Raw genomic sequence first — 17590 nt, 5'->3', positions numbered from 1 at the left:
TTGGTCGCTCGCCTTTCCGGCTAACCATCGCTCAGCCGCCTGCTTCTTGAACGACGCGGTTGCTTGATGGCGGCACTTTGTCGTGCGCGATATCTATTGCAGGTGTCCGCACCTGATCTTCGCTCAATGCACCGCGTAGCCAACCAGCAAGCCGCTCGATCCGCGGATCCGGATTGCGTTTTGCGGCGCACAGCACCCAGCGCCCGCGCGTGGGCGTGAATCCCCAGGGTGCCAGCAGGCGACCGGCGGCCAGATCCGCTGCAACCAACGGTTGCGGTGCGATTGCGACCCCCAGACCGGCGGCAGCGGCTTCCAGTAGATAGACCAGGTGTTCGAACTCGGTCCCGAAGCGCAGCGCCTCGGGTGCCACACCATGTGCCTGCGCCCATTCCGGCCAGGCCTGCGGGCGCGAGCGCGTGTGCAGCAAGGCGTGATCGAGCAGGGCGGCAGGGTCGTTTCCGTCGAGCTGCGTCGTGGATGCAAGCTGCGGGCTCAGCACCGGGCCGATCCATTCCACGCCCAGCTCGTGCACCTGCCACTCGCCAGGCCATGGCGGGGTGTCCAATAGCAATGTCGCATCCAGGCCATCCAGATCCGGGCCGGGGGCTTGTTCGTTGGCCGATAGGTGCAGGCGCACATCGGGCAGGTCCTGCTGCAGCCGGCTTAGGTGCGGAATGACCCAGCGCGCGAGCAGACTGCCCGAACAGCCCAGCACCAGTGGCGTTTCGGTGCCAGGGCGCCGCAACAGCGCAGCCCAGGTCTCGCCTATCAAGGCGAAGCCCTGACCGGTCGCATCGCGCAGACGCGTGCCCGCTGCCGTCAACACAAGGCCACGGCCCTGGCGGGTGAACAGGGCAGTTCCAAGTGACTGCTCCAGGGTGCGCACATGCCGGCTGATGGCGCCATGGGTGACGTGCAGTTCCTGCGCAGCCCGGCTGACGCTCTGCAGGCGCGCGGCAGATTCGAAGGCGCGCAAGGCCGCCAGCGGCGGAAGCGGGTAACTCATTGTGTGAGTCCAGGTCACAGGTTGCGGCAATCTTATCGATTTATCGCACCGGCTGGCTGCGCTAAAGTGCGTGCTTCTCGTATGACCGCATTGCTGCAGAGGATTCCCATGTCGGCCCAGCCCATCAGTGACTTTCACGCCTATCCGGACGCTGCCGGCCACTTCGGCAAATTCGGCGGCCGGTTCGTCGCCGAGACCTTGATCGGCCCCTTGCAGGAACTGTCCGCAGCCTACGACCAGGCGCGCCAGGACCCGGCCTTCATCGCCGAGTACGACAAGGATCTCAAGCATTATGTCGGCCGGCCCAGCCCGATCTATCACGCCGAGCGCCTGAGCCGCGAAGTGGGCGGGGCGCAGATCCTGCTCAAGCGCGAAGACCTCAACCACACCGGCGCGCACAAGATCAACAACACCATCGGCCAGGCCCTGCTGGCCAGCCGCATGGGCAAGACCCGCATCATCGCCGAGACCGGCGCCGGCCAGCATGGCGTGGCCAGCGCCACGGTCGCCGCGCGGCTGGGCCTGGAGTGCGTGGTCTACATGGGCGCCACCGATATCGAGCGGCAGAAGATCAACGTCTACCGCATGAAGCTGCTCGGTGCCACGGTGATCCCGGTGACCTCCGGCTCGGCCACGCTCAAGGACGCGCTCAACGAAGCGATGCGCGACTGGGTCACCAATGTGCAGGACACCTTCTACATCATCGGCACCGTCGCCGGCCCGGATCCGTATCCGCGCATGGTGCGCGACTTCAACGCGATTGTCGGCCGCGAAGCGCGCGCGCAGATGCTGGAAGACTACGGCCGCCTGCCGGATGCGCTTAGCGCCTGCGTCGGCGGCGGCAGCAATGCGATCGGCCTGTTCCATGCCTTCCTCAACGACCCGGGCGTCAAGATCTACGGCGCCGAAGCGGCCGGCGACGGCATCGCCACCGGTCGCCATGCCGCCTCGATCGCAGCCGGTCGCCCCGGTGTGCTGCACGGCAACCGCACCTATGTGATCTGCGACGACGACGGCCAGATCACCGAAACCCATTCGATCTCCGCCGGCCTGGATTACCCGGGCGTCGGTCCGGAGCATTCGTTCCTGTCCGACAGCGGTCGCGCGGTCTACCAGGGCATCACCGACGACGAGGCGATGGCCGCGTTCCATCTGCTGGCGCACACCGAGGGCATTCTGGCCGCGCTCGAGTCCAGCCATGCGGTGGCGCAGTCGATCAAGCTTGCGCGCGAGATGCCCAAGGACGCAATGATCCTGTGCAACCTATCCGGCCGTGGCGACAAGGACGTGCACACCATCGCCGCGCGCGAAGGCGTGCAAGTCTGATGCCGCTGCGGCGCGTCACCGTGACCGCGCTAGCCGACCAGCCAGGCGAACAGGACCTGCTGTTCGCCTGGCTCGACCGCTGGGCGCCGCAGATCCGCACGTGCTCGGAAAACACCGGCTGCGGCTGCTGCCTGGACAGTTTCGACGTCGAGGTGGACGCGCAAGCGTTGACCGAACTGCCCGCAGCCATGTACCAGGACATCCTTTGATGCGGTCGCACCGCAGCTAACTTCTTTCAAGGTCTTTCAATGCGTCGTATCGACGAAACCTTCCAACGTTTGCGTGCCGACGGCCGCAAGGCGCTCATCCCCTTCATCACCGCCGGCGATCCCTCGCTGGAAGCCACCGTCCCGGTGATGCACGCGCTGGTGCGTGCCGGTGCCGATGTCATCGAACTCGGCGTGCCGTTTTCCGACCCGATGGCCGACGGCCCCACCATCCAGCGCAGCTCCGAGCGCGCGCTGGGCCGTGGTGCCGGCCTGGCCTACGTGCTGGAGGCGGTGCACGAATTCCGCCGCGAAGACGCCGCCACACCGGTGGTGCTGATGGGCTACCTCAACCCGATCGAGATCCACGGCACCCGGCGCTTCGCCGAAGCCGCCGTCGCTGCCGGTGTGGATGGACTGCTCCTGGTCGATCTGCCGCCCGAAGAAGCGGCCGAGACCCGCGCCATCTTCACCGAGGTCGGCCTGGCCCTGATCGCGCTGGCCTCGCCGACCACCAGCGAGCAGCGCCTGGACATGCTGTGCAGCAGCGCCCAGGGCTATCTCTACTACGTCAGCTTCGCCGGCGTCACCGGCGCCTCGAATCTGCTCGACACCCATGCCGCCAGCGACCGCCTGCGCCAGCTGCGTCGGCGTGCCGGCGCCCCGGTGGTGGCCGGCTTCGGCATCAAGGACGCCGCCAGCGCCGCCGCGATGGCCGTCGACGCCGAAGGGGTGGTGGTCGGCAGCGCCCTGGTCGCCGCGCTGGCCGAAGCCACCGACGTCCGCAGCGCCCGCGAACACGCCGAAGCCTTCCTGGCCCCACTGCGCCAGGCGCTCGACCAGGCCTGAAACCAACGCCGCGTTCTCCTGCAGTGGGAGACGGCGCGGCCTGCGGTCCATCTGGCGCGCCTGCCTTCAAGCGCCGGCGCGGCAGGTGCAGGCCGGGCCACGCCGGCCCTGCATTTAGCCTCAGCGCTACCTCGGCTTTCTCCCGGCGCGTTAGACTGTCGCCCCTCTGCGGCCCGCATGGCCGCCCTGCATGGATTGTCATACACGCATGAGCTGGCTCAGCAAATTGATGCCCTCCGGCATCCGCACCGAGAACACCCCGGCCAAGAAGCGCAGCGTCCCCGAGGGCCTGTGGGAGAAGTGCAGCAATTGCGGCAGCGCGCTGTACGGCCCCGAGCTCGAGGAGAACCTGGAGGTGTGTCCGAAATGCGACCACCACATGGCGATCCGCGCCCGCGCGCGCCTGGCCGCGTTGTTCGATGTGGATGCCCCGACCACCGAAATCGCCGCCCAGTTGGGCCCGGTCGACGTGCTCAAGTTCAAGGACCAGAAGCGCTACGGCGAGCGTATCAAGGCCAGCCAGAAGGCTAGCGGCGAGTACGACGCATTGATCGCCATGCGCGGCACGCTCAAGGGCAACCCGCTGGTCGCCGCCGCATTCGATTTCGCCTTCATGGGTGGCTCGATGGGCTCGGTGGTCGGCGAGCGCTTCGCGCGTGCCGCCGAAGTGGCGCTGGAAGTCGGCTGTCCGTTCGTGTGCTTCTCCGCCAGTGGCGGAGCACGCATGCAGGAAGGCCTGTTCTCGCTGATGCAGATGGCCAAGACCTCCGCGGCACTCGGCCGCCTGCGCGAAGCCGGCCTGCCGTACATCTCGGTGCTGACCCATCCCACCACCGGTGGCGTGTCGGCCTCGTTCGCGATGCTGGGCGACATCAACATCGCCGAGCCGCATGCGTTGATCGGCTTCGCCGGCCCGCGTGTGATCGAACAGACCGTACGCGAGACCTTGCCGGAGGGCTTCCAGCGCTCTGAGTTCCTGCTCGACCATGGCGCCATCGATCAGATCTGCGACCGCCGCGACATGCGCGACCGCCTCGCCGATCTGACCGCGATGATGATGCGTCAGCCGCATCCGCAAGAGGCGGTGGCGTGAGGTTGGTATTCGTGCTGGCGGTCCCCGGGAAAAGCGTGGTCTGCGACCTGTGGACTTCCGTCGATGGCTGCTCCTTCCAGGCCCCTGCTCCCTGGCCGCAGGTCCCGACGCTTCCGGTCCCCGCTCCATGAGCGCCCGCAAGTATTTCGGCACCGACGGCATCCGCGGTCGGGTCGGGCAGGGCGTGATCTCGGCCGATTTCGTGCTGCGGCTGGGCAATGCGCTCGGCCGCGTGCTCACCGCCGGGCGCAGCAAGCGCCCGCTGGTGCTGATCGGCAAGGACACCCGGATCTCCGGCTACATGTTCGAAGCCGCATTGGAAGCCGGCCTGGTCGCCGCCGGCGCCGACGTGCAGCTGATCGGCCCGATGCCGACCCCGGCCATCGCCTTCCTGACCAACACCCTGCGCGCCGACGCCGGCGTGGTGATCAGCGCCTCGCACAACCCGCACTACGACAACGGCATCAAGTTCTTTTCTGCCGAAGGCGAGAAGCTCGACGACGCCACTGAAGCGGCGATCGAGGCCGCGCTGGACGAGCCGTTCCACACCGTGGAATCGGAGCGCCTGGGCAAGGCGATCCGCACCCGTGATGCGATCGGCCGTTACATCGAGTTCTGCAAGGCCAGCGTGGCGCGCGGGTTCACCCTGCACGGCCTGAAGATGGTGCTGGATTGCGCGCACGGCGCGACCTATCACATCGCGCCGATGCTGTTCCGCGAGCTGGGTGCGGACGTGGTCGTCATCGGTGCCGCACCGGACGGGCTCAATATCAATGCCGGTGTCGGCTCCACCCATATCGACAACCTCGCCGCCAAGGTGCGCGAGAGCGGTGCGCAGTTGGGCATCGCCTTCGATGGCGACGGTGATCGCGTGCTGATGGCCGACGACCAGGGCAACCCGGTCGATGGCGACGATCTGCTCTATATCCTGGCGCGTTCGTGGCAGGCCAGCGGCCGGCTCACCGGCACCGTGGTCGGCACGCTGATGACCAACTACGGCCTGGAACAGGCGCTGGCTGGATTGAGCATCCCGTTCCAGCGCGCCAAGGTCGGTGACCGTTACGTGCACCAGGCGTTGGTGGAAGGTGGCGGCACCCTGGGTGGCGAAACCTCCGGCCATCTGCTGTGCCTGGATCGCGCCACCACCGGCGATGGCATCGTCAGCGCGCTGCAGGTCCTCGAGGCCCTGGGGCGCGATGGACAGAGCCTGCGCCAGGCCTTGAGCAGCCTGAGCAAGGTGCCGCAGAAAACAATCAACGTGCGTCTGGATGGCGGCGCTGCCAAAGCGATTGTGGAAGCCGCTGGCGTGCAGCAGGCGCTGCAGCAGGCGCAAGCCGCCGTGCAGGGGCGTGGCCGCGCGTTTCTGCGTCCCTCCGGCACCGAGCCGGTGGTGCGCGTGACGGTGGAAGCCGACGACGCTGGCCTGATGCAGGACACGCTGGACCGACTCTCGGGTGCCGTGCGTGACGCGGCGTGAGTCGCTGATCATTGGCGTGTGCGTGGTCTTTGCCAAGGCCGCGACGTTCTACCTGTTGTATCGCCTGCTGTCTTGAACAGCAGGCCTTCCTTTTGACTCCTCGACTTCGACTGCAGATATCCGTATGAGCGCCCGCATCCCGACCCTGGACATCACCCGTTTCGACAGCGACCGCGACGCCTTCGTCGCCGAGCTTGGTGCGGCCTATCGGCAGTGGGGCTTTGCCGGCATCCGCAATCACGGTATTGCGCAGGCCGATATCGATGGCGCCTACGAGGTGTTCAAGGCGTTCTTCGCGCTGCCGGAAGAGGTCAAGCAGTGCTACCACGTCAAAGGCAGTGGCGGAGCGCGTGGCTACACCGCGTTCGGTGTGGAAACGGCCAAGGATTCCAAGCATTTCGATCTGAAGGAGTTCTGGCATATCGGCCGCGAGATTCCGGACGATTCGCCGTATCGCGAGGTAATGACGCCGAACCTGTGGCCCGAAGAGGTGCCCGGTTTCCGCGAACGCGGTTACCGCCTGTACCAGCAGCTCGATCACCTGGGCTCGCGCGTGTTGTCGGCGCTGGCGCTGCATATCGGCCTGCCGCAGGACTATTTCGTCGACAAGACCAACAACGGCAATTCGATCCTGCGGCCGATCCACTACCCGCCGATCACCAGCGACGACATCCCCAACGTGCGTGCTGGCGCGCATGGCGACATCAACTTCATCACCTTGCTGGTCGGTGCCAGCGCGGCCGGTCTGGAAGTGCGTTCCAACGATGGCGAGTGGGTGCCATTCACAGCGGATGCCGACACCATCGTGGTCAATATCGGCGACATGCTGCAACGCCTGACCAACCATGTGTACCCGTCCACCATCCATCGCGTGGTCAATCCGCCGGGCGAAGCAGCGCGCAAGCCGCGTTATTCGGTGCCGTTCTTCCTGCACCCAAATCCGGACTTCCTGATCGACGTGCTGCCTTCGTGCATCACTGCCGAAAACCCGAGTCGCTATCCCGAGCCGATCACCGCACACGGCTTCCTGGAAGAGCGTCTGCGCGAGATCAAGCTGAAGTAATCCAGCACGCGATCCCTATCAGCGCGCGCAGCGAATAGCCGCGCTCGCAACACGGGTAATGACGGACACCACAGTTCTGTTCAAAAAATTCCGCTCGCGTCTGGTTAAAGCTTGCGTTCACCTCAGCCGATAACTCAGTCTGATCGCTAGCGCGACGTCGGATTCGCCTGGCGCCCGCTGCCGATTGCACTAGGTTTGGGGGGCGCATGCGGACGCAATGGTTCAAACGGGTAGGTGTGGTTTCGGTGTTGCTGGCGTACTGCGCCGCAAGCGCCGTAGTGGCAACGCCGGTCAGCGTGACCGTGGCCGATGCCAACGGCATGTTGGTCGATGCGGTGGTCAGTCTGGAGCCGGCGCGTCCGGCGCCACCCACTGTTTCCAAGACCGCGGAAATGGATCAGGTCAATTCGCAGTTCGTGCCCGCCGTCCTGGCGGTGCGCACTGGCACCTTGGTGCGCTTTCCGAATAACGATCAGATCCGCCATCAGGTCTATTCCTTTTCGCCTGCCAAGCGTTTCGAATTGCCGCTGTTTCAGGGTACCAAGGCCACGCCGATCCGCTTCGATCAGGCGGGCCTGGTGACGATTGGCTGCAATATCCACGACTGGATGCTTGGCTATATCGTGGTGCTGGAGACGCCGTATTTCGGCAAGACCGGCAGCGACGGCCGCGTGCAACTGGATGCACCGGCAGGCGCCTACACGCTGCGGGTCTGGCATCCGCGCATCAAGGGCGCCGTGGTTACCGAGCCGTTGCTGCTTGCGCGCGATGCAGTGCAGCGCCGCGTGACCCTGCAGACCACCGGCGCCGCGCCGATGGCAGCACCACCGGATGAGCGCGTGCGCGCGCTGCAGGACAAATTCCGTCGCGCCGACCCGAAGAAGCCACATCCATGAAGGCGATGCGTCTGCATACCCGTATCGCGGCCTTGGTGGTCCTGGTCGTGCTCGCCACGCAAGTGCTGACCTTCATCGCAGTGCAGGTCGCCACCGAGCGCAGCGTCAAGGCGCAACTGGGCGAAGAACTGCAGATCGGTGAACGCGTCTGGCAACGCATCAACGTGCGCCGCGACGAGCAGTTGCTGCAGTCGGCCTCGGTGCTGGCCGACGATTTCGGTTTCCGTGCGGCAGTGGCCAGTGGCGATGTGCCGACCATGCAGTCGGCATTGCGTAACCATGCCGCGCGCATGTCGGCGCAGACCGCAGTGCTGTTGTCGCCGGATGGCGAATTCCTGACCGGGCTGGCGGATCTGCCGCAAGCCGAGCAATTGCGCGCCGTGCAGGCCCTGCTGCAACAGGCCCAGCGCGATGGACGTGCGGTCGGTGTGGTGGCATTGGATCAACGCATCGTGCGGCTGGCGGTGGTGCAGGTGCTGGCGCCGAGCCGGGTGGGCTGGATCGCGATCGGCAACGAGTCCGGCGACGGACTCGCGCAGGACTTTCGTACCACCACCGGGTTGGATGCGACCTTCTTCACCGATGGCCCGCCGGTGCGCGTGCTGGCCTCCACGTTGGAGCCGGCCGCGCGCGCCGAGTTCCCGCAGCAGCTGCCTGCCGCCGAAGGCGCGCACGGCGAAGCGATCCCGCTGACGCTGGCCGACGCGCGTTACCTGGTCAAACTGCAATCGATCCAGGGCGACAGTCATGTGCGGGTCGCCTTGCAGGCCTCGCTGGATCGTGCGGTCGCACCGTATCGCATCCTCAAGCTGCGCATTCTGTTGTTGGCCGGTCTGGCCACGGCCGCCGCAATCGGTGTGGCGATTTTTCTCGCGCGCAGCGTCAGCAAGCCGGTCGCGCAGTTGGTGCAGGCAGCACGACGCATCCAGCGCGGCGATTACCACACCGCTGTGCAGGTGCCGCCCGGACGTGAACTGGCCGAGCTGGCCGACAGCTTCGGGCGCATGCAGCAGCAGATCGCCAGCCGCGAGCAGCACATCCTGCATCAGGCGCACCACGATGCCTTGACCGGCCTGCCCAATCGCATCTGGCTGCTGGAGCGGCTGCAACAGGTGGTCGAGCAGACCGTGGCCTCGGGTGGTACTGCCGCCGTGCTGATCCTGGATCTGGAGCGCTTCAAGGAACTCAACGACAGCCTGGGGCACGACTTCGCCGATCAGGTGCTGGTCGAAGCAGGGCGCCGCCTTGCCGAGGTCGTGCAGGAGCCCAATGTGGTCGGGCGGTTGGGCAGCGACGAATTCATGGTGGTGGTGGCGCAGGCCGATATGACCAGCGTGCAGCAGGATGCGCAGCGATTGCTGCTGCAGCTGCGTCGCCCACTGGCGTTGCCGCAGGCGCGCATCCAGCTGGAAGCCAGCATCGGCATCGCCTTGATCCCCGAACACGGCGCCGATCCGGATACCTTGCTGCGGCGCGCCGATATCGCGCGTCGCCAGGGCGGCAATGTCATCACCATCGGCGCCAGCAGCGTGTATCGCCTGGGCCAGGACGAGCAGCATCTGCGCCGTCTAAGGCTGACCGGCGATCTGCGCCAGGCGATTGCCAGCAACGAATTGACCTTGCGCTTCCAGCCCAAGATCTGTTTGCGCAGCGATCGCGTCGAACAGGTCGAGGTGCTGGTGCGCTGGCATCACCCGGTGCTGGGGCCGATCGGCCCGGACGAATTCATTCCGCTCGCCGAGCACTCCGGGGTGATCCACCCGCTGACCCGCTATGTGCTGGACGAGGCGCTGCGGTGCCAGGCGCAATGGCGCAGCCAGGGCCTGGAGCTGGGCATGGCGATCAATCTCTCTGCGCTCGATCTGTCCGACCCCGGCCTGCCGGATTATGTGCGCGGTCGTCTGGAGCATCACGCGGTGGCGGCCGAGCGGGTCACGCTGGAATTGACCGAAAGCGCCTTGATGCGCGATGTCGAATTCGCGCTGCACATGCTGCATCAGCTGCGCAGCGTCGGCGTGCGCCTGTCCATCGACGACTTCGGCACCGGCTATTCCTCGCTGGCGCAGCTCAAGCGCATGCCGGTCAACGAATTGAAGATCGACAAGAGTTTCGTCATGCAATTGGCCGAAGGCACCGACGATGCATTCATCGTGCGCAGCACGATCGATCTGGGGCATAACCTCGGCTTGAGCGTGATCGCCGAAGGCGTGGAAAACGCCACAGCGCTCGGGCTGCTGCGCAGTTATGGCTGCGACATGGTGCAGGGCTATCTGTACGCGCCGCCGCTGGAAGAAGTGCCGTTTGTGGCCTGGTGCATGCGTCAACTCGATCTGGTGCCGGCCGCGCAAGCAGGAGCGCAACGATGAGCAAGTGGGTGCGGGCTGCGCGGTCTGCTGCAGTGTTGGGTTGTTTGGCGCTCACGCCGACACTGGCGATTGCTGGAGAAGGGCGTCTGCTTGCCACCGGCGGTGTGTCGATGATCGAAGGCAGCAGCGGCGGCGGCATCGTGCCTTGGGCCACGCTGTCGGGCTACGGCACGCGCGATGAACTTGCCACCGTCGTGTTCGCCACGCACGTGGACAGCGGCGATTACCGATTGGATGTGCAGGGCGCCGCGCTCACCGTCGGCAATCGGCTGGAGCTATCGCTCGCGCGGCAACGCCTGGATCTGGGCACGTTGCAGGACCGATTGGGCTTGCCGTGGAATGCGCTGGGTCAGGATGTGTTCGGCGCAAAGCTGCGCTTGCATGGCGACCTCGTGTACGGGAGCGCGCCGCAAGTCAGTCTGGGCGTGCAATACAAGCGTTTGCGCAACGGCACGCTGCCCCTGGCGATCGGTGCGCGCGACGACCACGGCACCGATGTGTACGTCAGTGCCAGCCGGCTGTTTCTGCAAGGCGTTGGCGGTTATCAGCTGTTGCTCAACGGTACCCTGCGCGCCACCCGCGCCAATCAGACCGGTTTGCTCGGCTTCGGCGGCGATCGTCGCAACAGCTACCGGCTGGTGGCCGAGGCCAGCGCTGCGGTGATGCTGTCGCCCTCCCTGGCAGTGGGCGTGGAATACCGAGACAAACCCGATAACCTGGGCTTCGCCCGCGAACAGGCCTGGGCAGACGCATTCGTCGCCTGGTTTCCCAGCAAGCATGTGTCGTTCACCGCGGCCTGGGCAGACCTTGGTGACATCGCCACGCTTACCGATCAGCGTGGTCCCTATCTTTCCTTGCAGGTGGCGTTCTGATGAACCGATGGCTGCGCTGCTGCCTGCTTTGCGTGCTCGGCCTGGTGAGCGCCTGCGCCACCACGCAACCGCGCCAGACGCTCTACGACGAACTCGGCGGGCAAGCCGGGATCGAAGCGCTGGTGGAAACCATGCTGTCTCGCATTGCCGACGATCAACGCATCGTCGATAAATTCGCGCGCGTCAACATCGTCATGCTCAACGAGCGTCTGGTGCAAAAGTTCTGCCACGTCAGCGATGGGCCATGCCCGGATACCGCCAAGTCGATGAAACAGGCGCATGCGCATCTGGCCATTCGCGAAGGCGACTTCAATGCCTTGGTCGAGGATCTGAACTGGGCGATGGATCAACGCAAGATTCCGCGCCGCACGCAGAATCGCTTGCTCGCACGACTGGCGGCAATGCACGGCGACATCGTCAATCATTGACATCCCGTGTGGACATGGTCATGCGGTCGTGCAGAGCCGTAAGCACCTAAGCTGATCCACCGCCCAATCGCCTCAATCCAGCGGGCGCACCCGATGCGATCCTCGCGCCATCAGGCGCAATGCAAGCGCATGCGGCAGCAATCGTAACCCGGCATTGGCCAGGCGATAGCGCCAGCCTGGCACTGCCAGCACCTGTCCGCGCTCCAGTGCTTCGATGCCGTATTCGGCCACGGCATCGGCCTGCAGCCACGCCCAGCGGGGCAGGGTGGACATCTGCTCGCGTGTGCCGGTGATGTCGTGAAATTCCGACCACGCAAAGCCCGGGCACAGCGCGCAGACCCTCACTGCACAATCGGCGTTTTCCAGCGCCAGCGATTCGCTGAAGCGCAGCAGGAAGCTCTTGCTCGCTGCATACAGCGTTTGTCCGTCTGCGCTGGGCGTCAGCGCAGCAAACGAGGCCACATTGAGAATGCGGCCCTGGCCACTGGCGCGGATCATCGGCAACAGCCGCCAGGTCAGCTCGCACACCGCGCCCACCATCACCTGCAAAAAACGCGCATGCGTGGCCCAGTCGTTGTGTAGATAGCGGCCCGGCACACCGTAGCCGGCATTGTTGACCAGTGTGCCTACGGTCCAGCCATTACGCTGGATCTGCGCAACCAGCATCTCTACCGCCGCAGGGTTAGCCAGATCGGCAGGCAACACTTCGACCCGCACCGACGTCCTTAACTCGTCGGCCAGTGCTTCCAGCCTGTCCACCCGGCGCGCAGTCAGGATCAACGGCACGCCACGCCTGGCGTAAGCGCGCGCAATCTCGCGGCCGATGCCGCTGGAGGCGCCGGTGACCAGCGCGAAGACAGGCGAAACGGACATGGCAGGTTCCTGCTGAAGAGGGGATGGGACAGACAATGGGCAGAAGTGTGCCGGCTGCCGACAGGGCATGGGCTATTCTGTCGCCTCTCTTCCACCAGGAACCTGCGCCTGATGCGTCGAAAACTCGTTGCCGGAAATTGGAAGCTGCATGGCAGCCGCGCCTTCGCCACCGAACTGGTGGCCCAGATCGCCGCGCACATGCCCCTGGAGGGTGTCGATGTCGTCATCCTGCCGCCACTGCCTTACCTCGGCGATCTGATCGAGGATTTCGAGGAGCATCACCTGTGCTTCGGTGCGCAGGACGTCAGCAGTAACGAGAAGGGCGCCTACACCGGCGAGGTCTCGGCCACGATGCTGGTCGATGTCGGCGCCGAGTATGGGCTGGTCGGCCACTCCGAACGTCGCCAGTACCATCAAGAGAGCAGTGAGCTGGTGGCGCGTAAATTCGCTGCCGCCATGCATGCCGGGTTGATCCCGGTGCTGTGCGTGGGCGAATCGTTGGAGCAGCGCGAAGCGGGCCAGACCGAGGCGGTGCTGCGCGCTCAGCTCGAGCCGGTGCTGGCCCTGGTCGGCAGCGAAGGCTTTGCGCGCGCCGTGCTTGCGTATGAACCGATCTGGGCCATTGGTACCGGCCGCACTGCCAGCCCGGAGCAGGCCCAGGCTGTGCACGCCTTCCTGCGTGGCGAAGTCGCAAAGGCGGATGCTAGAATTGCCGATTCGCTGCCCATCGTGTACGGGGGCAGTGTCAAGCCCGACAACGCCAACGAGCTGTTCGCACAGCCCGATGTCGACGGTGGGCTGGTCGGAGGCGCATCACTGGTCGCCGAAGATTTCCTGGCCATCGCACGCGCGGCGGCCGCTTGATTAACCCATTAAGTTTTGTCCGGGGACGGATTTCGAAATGCTGATGTTGATCCTCAATGTGGTCTACGTGCTGGTCGCGCTGGCGATGATTGCGCTGATCCTGATGCAGCGTGGCGCGGGTGCGGCAGCGGGCTCCGGTTTCGGTGCTGGTGCCTCGGGCACTGTGTTTGGTTCGCAGGGTGCGTCGAACTTCCTGTCCAAGTCGACCAAATGGCTGGCGGTGGTGTTTTTCAGCATCAGCCTGTTCATGGCGTGGTACGCCACCCATGGCGCGCGTCCCACCGATCAGAATCTTGGCGTGATGTCGCAGTCGGCCACCCCGGCACCGGCCGCCGCCGGCGAGCTGACTCAGCCGTTGCCGCAGGCACCAGCCGCGGGCGCAGTGCCCACCGCTCCGTCGCAGCCATCGCCTGCCGCTGTTCCGGCCGCAGCGCCAGCGCAGTCCGCACCGGCGCAACAAGCGCCTGCGGCACGCGAAGAAAACGCTTCAGAACCAGCACAAAAACGCTGAAGCCGGTTACAATACGCTGCGCACTGGGATGCCCAGCGGCGCAACGTATGCCCAGGTGGCGGAATTGGTAGACGCACTACCTTGAGGTGGTAGCGATTTAGGTCGTAGGGGTTCGAGTCCCCTCTTGGGCACCATTGTTTGGCTGCAGTTCCTGCGCATCGTGGCGATACCACGCGCGGGTCCTGCTTATACCCCATGCCGGCACGCGGCGCGTGCGGGCAAAGGCAAGAGAGAATCGCTGTGCTGGCCGAATATTTGCCGAGTCTGCTGTTTCTGATCGTCGCCACCGGTATCGGCATCACATTGATGTTGATCGGCCGGTTCCTCGGTCCGCGTAGCCCCGATGCACGCAAGCTCTCGCCGTACGAGTGTGGCTTCGAGGCATTCGAAGACGCGCGCATGAAGTTCGACGTGCGCTACTACCTGATCGCGATCCAGTTCATCGTGTTCGATCTGGAAATCATCTTCATCGTGCCGTGGACGCAGGTGTTCATGGAGATCGGCGCACGTTCGTTGGTCACCATGGGGCTGTTCGTCGGCATGTTGTTCCTCGGTTTTATCTACGTCTGGAAGAAGGGAGCGTTGGAATGGGAGTGATTCAGACCCTCGATCGTCTGATGACCAATCCGATGCCGGAAGGTCGGTTGGACGACATCCTGCGCCCGGAAGGCGAGAACCCGCTGCTCGAAAAGGGCTACGTGACCACCAGCGTGGATGCGCTGTTGAATTGGGCGCGTACCGGTTCGATGTGGCCGATGACCTTTGGTCTGGCCTGCTGCGCAGTCGAGATGATGCATGCCGGTGCGGCGCGTCTGGACCTGGACCGTTACGGCGTGGTGTTTCGCCCGTCGCCACGCCAGTCTGACGTGATGATCGTGGCCGGTACCCTGGTCAACAAGATGGCCCCGGCGCTGCGCAAGGTCTACGACCAGATGCCGGATCCGAAGTGGGTCATCTCGATGGGCAGCTGCGCCAACGGCGGCGGCTATTACCATTATTCGTATTCGGTGGTGCGCGGTTGCGACCGCATCGTGCCGGTGGACATCTATGTCCCGGGCTGCCCGCCGACCGCCGAGGCGCTGGTCTACGGCATCTTGCAGCTGCAGAAGAAGATCTGGCGTACCCAGACGATCGCGCGCTGATACCCGTCTTCTTCTACCGAGAGCAGCCAAGCCCCCATGGCAGAGCAAGCATCCTCCTTCACTGACCGACTTGCGGCACGTTTCGCCGGTGCGCAGATTGCCGTGGCCTTGCCGCGCGGCGAAGTGACGCTGGAAGTCGCGGCTGCCGATTGGCACGCCACCTGTCTGGCCTTGCGCGACGAGCTCGGTTTCGAGCAGTTGAGCGACCTGTGCGGCGTCGATCACCTAGGCTATGGCAGCGACGAGTGGGATACCGCCGACGTGTCGTCGCAGGGTTTCAGTCGTGGTGTCGAAGGCAAGGCGGTCGGTCGTTTCGCCTGGGGTGAATTTCCCAGCCAGGAAAGCTCCGATGGCGCCCACCCGCAGCACATGCCCAAGCAGCGTTTTGCGGTCGTCGCCCAGCTGATTTCCTACCAGCACAACCAGCGTCTGCGCGTGCGTTGCTACGCCCCGGACGAGCAGGTGCCGGTGGTGGCCTCGTTGACCGATATCTGGCCGGGCGTGAACTGGTTTGAGCGCGAAGCGTTCGACCTGTTCGGCATCGTGTTCGACGGTCACCCGGATCTGCGTCGCATCCTGACCGACTACGGATTCGTCGGCCATCCGTTCCGCAAGGATTTCCCGCTGATCGGCAACGTCGAAGTGCGTTACGACGAAGAGAAAAAGCGCGTGGTGTACGAGCCGGTGACCTCGGTCGAGCCACGCGTCGGTGTGCCGCGCGTGATTCGCGACGATGCCCGTTATGAGACTGCCGCTGGTGAAGTGGGCAAGTCGGAGACTGCCAAGTGAGTGAGTTCCACCAGGCGACTGCCGCCTTCGCTAGCAATCCTGTCGAAAGCAAGCAGGAAATCCGCAATTACACGATGAACTTCGGCCCGCAGCATCCTGCGGCGCACGGCGTGCTGCGCTTGATCCTGGAAATGGACGGCGAAACCGTGGTGCGTGCCGATCCGCATATCGGCCTGCTGCACCGTGGCACCGAGAAGCTGGCCGAGTCCAAGCCGTTCAACCAGTCGGTTCCGTACATGGATCGCCTGGATTACGTGTCGATGATGTGCAACGAGCATGCTTACGTGCGCGCGATCGAGTCCCTGATGGGAATCGAAGTGCCAGAGCGTGCGCAGTACATCCGCACGATGTTCGATGAAATCACCCGCATCAAGAACCACCTGATGTGGCTGGGCTCCAATGCCCTCGATCTGGGTGCGATGGCGGTGATGCTGTATGCGTTCCGCGAGCGCGAAGAGTTGATGGACGTTTACGAGGCGGTCAGTGGCGCGCGCATGCACGCTGCCTACTATCGCCCCGGTGGCGTGTATCGCGATCTGCCCGATCGCATGCCCAAGTACAAGGAATCGCGTTGGCACAAGGGCGGGGCGCTGAAGAAGCTCAACGCCGCGCGCGAAGGCTCGATGCTGGATTTCCTTGAGGACTTCACCAATACCTTCCCGTCGCGCGTTGACGAGTACGAAACGCTGCTGACCGATAACCGAATCTGGAAGCAGCGTACCGTCGATGTCGGCATCATCAGCCCGGATCTGGCCCGTGCCTGGGGCATGACCGGCCCGATGCTGCGTGGCTCCGGTATCGAGTGGGATCTGCGCAAAAAACAGCCGTATGCCAAGTACGACGCGGTGGATTTCGATATCCCGGTCGGCACCAACGGCGACTGCTACGACCGCTATCTGGTCCGTGTTGCCGAGATGCGCGAATCCAACCGCATCATCAAGCAGTGTGTGACCTGGCTGAAGGCCAATCCAGGCCCGGTGATGGTCACCAATTTCAAGGTCGCTCCGCCAAGCCGCGAAGGCATGAAGGACGACATGGAAGCGCTGATCCATCACTTCAAGCTGTTCAGTGAAGGCTATTGCGTGCCGGCCGGCGAGACGTATTGCGCTGTCGAAGCACCCAAGGGCGAGTTCGGCTGCTACCTGATGTCCGATGGCGCCAACAAGCCGTTCCGCCTGCATCTGCGCGCGCCGGGTTTTGCGCATCTGTCCTCGATGGACGCGGTGGTGCGTGGCTATTTGCTGGCCGACGTCGTGGCGATGATCGGTACTTACGATTTGGTTTTCGGTGAGGTTGACCGATGAAGGCGACGGGTAATTTCGAAGCGGCGCGTGACGTCGATCCGCAGGTAGTGCTGAGCGAGAAAACGCGCGCGCACATCGATCATTGGTTGAGCAAGTTTCCGCCCGACCGCAAGCGGTCGGCGGTACTGCAGGGCCTGCATGCTGCGCAAGAGCAGAACCAGGGCTGGCTCACCGATGAGTTGATCGTCGGCGTTGCCAAGTATCTGGAACTGCCGCCGGTGTGGGCCTACGAGGTCGCCAGCTTCTACTCGATGTTCGAGACTGAAAAGGTCGGCCGCCACAACGTGGCGTTCTGCACCAACATCAGCTGCTGGCTCAACGGCGCCGAAGATCTGCTGGCACACGCCGAGAAGAAACTGGGTTGCAAGCTGGGGCAGTCGACGGCCGATGGCCGGGTCTACCTCAAGCGCGAAGAAGAGTGCCTGGCGGCCTGCTCTGCAGCGCCGATGATGGTCATCAACGGCCATTACCACGAGCACCTGACGAAAGAGAAGGTCGACGCGCTGCTGGACGGGCTGGAGTAAG

General features: G+C 64.6%; 19 protein-coding genes and 1 tRNA gene. 18 read left to right on the top strand and 2 right to left on the bottom strand.

Going from position 1 to position 17590, the window contains the following annotated elements:
• Window positions 1–31: 31 nt before the first annotated feature.
• Window positions 32–1006, bottom strand: coding sequence for a LysR family transcriptional regulator (locus tag ABS769_RS09925; RefSeq protein ID WP_317061472.1), 975 nt, complete (start codon window positions 1004–1006; stop codon window positions 32–34).
• A 108-nt stretch (window positions 1007–1114) separates the two neighbouring features.
• On the opposite strand from ABS769_RS09925, the gene trpB reads away from it, so the two are divergent.
• The 10 genes from trpB to ABS769_RS09875 all read left to right on the top strand — a co-directional run bounded on the left by trpB (window position 1115) and on the right by ABS769_RS09875 (window position 11582).
• Complete coding sequence (gene trpB / locus ABS769_RS09920; RefSeq protein WP_317061471.1) at window positions 1115–2332, top strand: tryptophan synthase subunit beta; 1218 nt, start codon at window positions 1115–1117, stop codon at window positions 2330–2332.
• Complete coding sequence (locus ABS769_RS09915) at window positions 2332–2541, top strand: hypothetical protein (protein WP_317061470.1); 210 nt, start codon at window positions 2332–2334, stop codon at window positions 2539–2541. The genes trpB and ABS769_RS09915 overlap by 1 nt, the downstream gene beginning before the upstream one ends.
• A 39-nt stretch (window positions 2542–2580) precedes the next feature.
• Complete coding sequence (trpA, locus tag ABS769_RS09910) at window positions 2581–3387, top strand: tryptophan synthase subunit alpha (protein ID WP_317061469.1); 807 nt, start codon at window positions 2581–2583, stop codon at window positions 3385–3387.
• 208 nt (window positions 3388–3595) lie between these two features.
• A complete protein-coding gene (gene accD, locus ABS769_RS09905; protein WP_006450578.1) occupies window positions 3596–4480 on the top strand; it encodes an acetyl-CoA carboxylase, carboxyltransferase subunit beta in 885 nt (294 codons plus the stop codon).
• Between the two features lie 127 nt (window positions 4481–4607).
• Window positions 4608–5957 carry a phosphoglucosamine mutase gene (gene glmM / locus ABS769_RS09900; RefSeq protein WP_317061466.1) on the top strand — a complete coding sequence of 450 codons (1350 nt, stop codon included), beginning with the start codon at window positions 4608–4610 and terminating at the stop codon, window positions 5955–5957.
• A gap of 124 nt (window positions 5958–6081) precedes the next feature.
• Window positions 6082–7020 carry an isopenicillin N synthase family dioxygenase gene (locus ABS769_RS09895; RefSeq protein WP_317061465.1) on the top strand — a complete coding sequence of 313 codons (939 nt, stop codon included), beginning with the start codon at window positions 6082–6084 and terminating at the stop codon, window positions 7018–7020.
• Between the two features lie 206 nt (window positions 7021–7226).
• On the top strand, window positions 7227–7916 hold the full coding sequence (locus ABS769_RS09890) for a methylamine utilization protein (protein ID WP_317061464.1): 690 nt from the start codon (window positions 7227–7229) through the stop codon (window positions 7914–7916).
• Window positions 7913–10282, top strand: a complete 2370-nt coding sequence (locus tag ABS769_RS09885; protein WP_317061463.1) for a putative bifunctional diguanylate cyclase/phosphodiesterase — start codon at window positions 7913–7915, stop codon at window positions 10280–10282. Before ABS769_RS09890 ends, ABS769_RS09885 begins: the two co-directional genes overlap by 4 nt.
• Window positions 10279–11154, top strand: a complete 876-nt coding sequence (locus tag ABS769_RS09880) for a DUF3034 family protein (protein WP_317061462.1) — start codon at window positions 10279–10281, stop codon at window positions 11152–11154. The genes ABS769_RS09885 and ABS769_RS09880 overlap by 4 nt, the downstream gene beginning before the upstream one ends.
• A complete protein-coding gene (locus ABS769_RS09875; RefSeq protein ID WP_268214709.1) occupies window positions 11154–11582 on the top strand; it encodes a group I truncated hemoglobin in 429 nt (142 codons plus the stop codon). Before ABS769_RS09880 ends, ABS769_RS09875 begins: the two co-directional genes overlap by 1 nt.
• A 72-nt stretch (window positions 11583–11654) precedes the next feature.
• Here ABS769_RS09875 and ABS769_RS09870 read toward each other — a convergent pair whose 3' ends face one another.
• Complete coding sequence (locus tag ABS769_RS09870; RefSeq protein ID WP_317061461.1) at window positions 11655–12455, bottom strand: SDR family NAD(P)-dependent oxidoreductase; 801 nt, start codon at window positions 12453–12455, stop codon at window positions 11655–11657.
• A 111-nt stretch (window positions 12456–12566) separates the two neighbouring features.
• Here ABS769_RS09870 and tpiA point away from each other — a divergent pair, with 111 nt between their 5' ends.
• The 8 genes from tpiA (at window position 12567) to nuoE (ending at window position 17589) form a co-directional block, all read left to right on the top strand.
• Complete coding sequence (tpiA, locus tag ABS769_RS09865) at window positions 12567–13319, top strand: triose-phosphate isomerase (RefSeq protein ID WP_115040443.1); 753 nt, start codon at window positions 12567–12569, stop codon at window positions 13317–13319.
• A gap of 37 nt (window positions 13320–13356) precedes the next feature.
• Window positions 13357–13830 (top strand): preprotein translocase subunit SecG, encoded by a 474-nt coding sequence (gene secG / locus ABS769_RS09860; protein WP_023904461.1) that lies wholly within the window; start codon window positions 13357–13359, stop codon window positions 13828–13830.
• 49 nt (window positions 13831–13879) lie between these two features.
• Window positions 13880–13964: transfer RNA gene (locus ABS769_RS09855), tRNA-Leu, on the top strand.
• Window positions 13965–14070: 106 nt separating this feature from the next.
• Window positions 14071–14427, top strand: a complete 357-nt coding sequence (locus ABS769_RS09850) for an NADH-quinone oxidoreductase subunit A (RefSeq protein ID WP_006450567.1) — start codon at window positions 14071–14073, stop codon at window positions 14425–14427.
• A complete protein-coding gene (locus ABS769_RS09845; RefSeq protein WP_006450566.1) occupies window positions 14418–14972 on the top strand; it encodes a NuoB/complex I 20 kDa subunit family protein in 555 nt (184 codons plus the stop codon). Before ABS769_RS09850 ends, ABS769_RS09845 begins: the two co-directional genes overlap by 10 nt.
• A 36-nt stretch (window positions 14973–15008) precedes the next feature.
• A complete protein-coding gene (locus ABS769_RS09840) occupies window positions 15009–15761 on the top strand; it encodes an NADH-quinone oxidoreductase subunit C (protein ID WP_104549219.1) in 753 nt (250 codons plus the stop codon).
• Window positions 15758–17065 carry an NADH-quinone oxidoreductase subunit D gene (locus ABS769_RS09835; protein ID WP_023904458.1) on the top strand — a complete coding sequence of 436 codons (1308 nt, stop codon included), beginning with the start codon at window positions 15758–15760 and terminating at the stop codon, window positions 17063–17065. The genes ABS769_RS09840 and ABS769_RS09835 overlap by 4 nt, the downstream gene beginning before the upstream one ends.
• On the top strand, window positions 17062–17589 hold the full coding sequence (gene nuoE, locus ABS769_RS09830; protein WP_006450563.1) for an NADH-quinone oxidoreductase subunit NuoE: 528 nt from the start codon (window positions 17062–17064) through the stop codon (window positions 17587–17589). The genes ABS769_RS09835 and nuoE overlap by 4 nt, the downstream gene beginning before the upstream one ends.
• The last annotated feature ends 1 nt before the right edge of the window (window position 17590 follow it).

This window comes from Xanthomonas hortorum (genome assembly GCF_040279205.1).
Taxonomy (GTDB): Bacteria; Pseudomonadota; Gammaproteobacteria; order Xanthomonadales; family Xanthomonadaceae; genus Xanthomonas; species Xanthomonas hortorum_F.
Note: the sequence above shows the minus strand (reverse complement) of the source record. Positions and strands in the feature narration are given on the sequence as shown.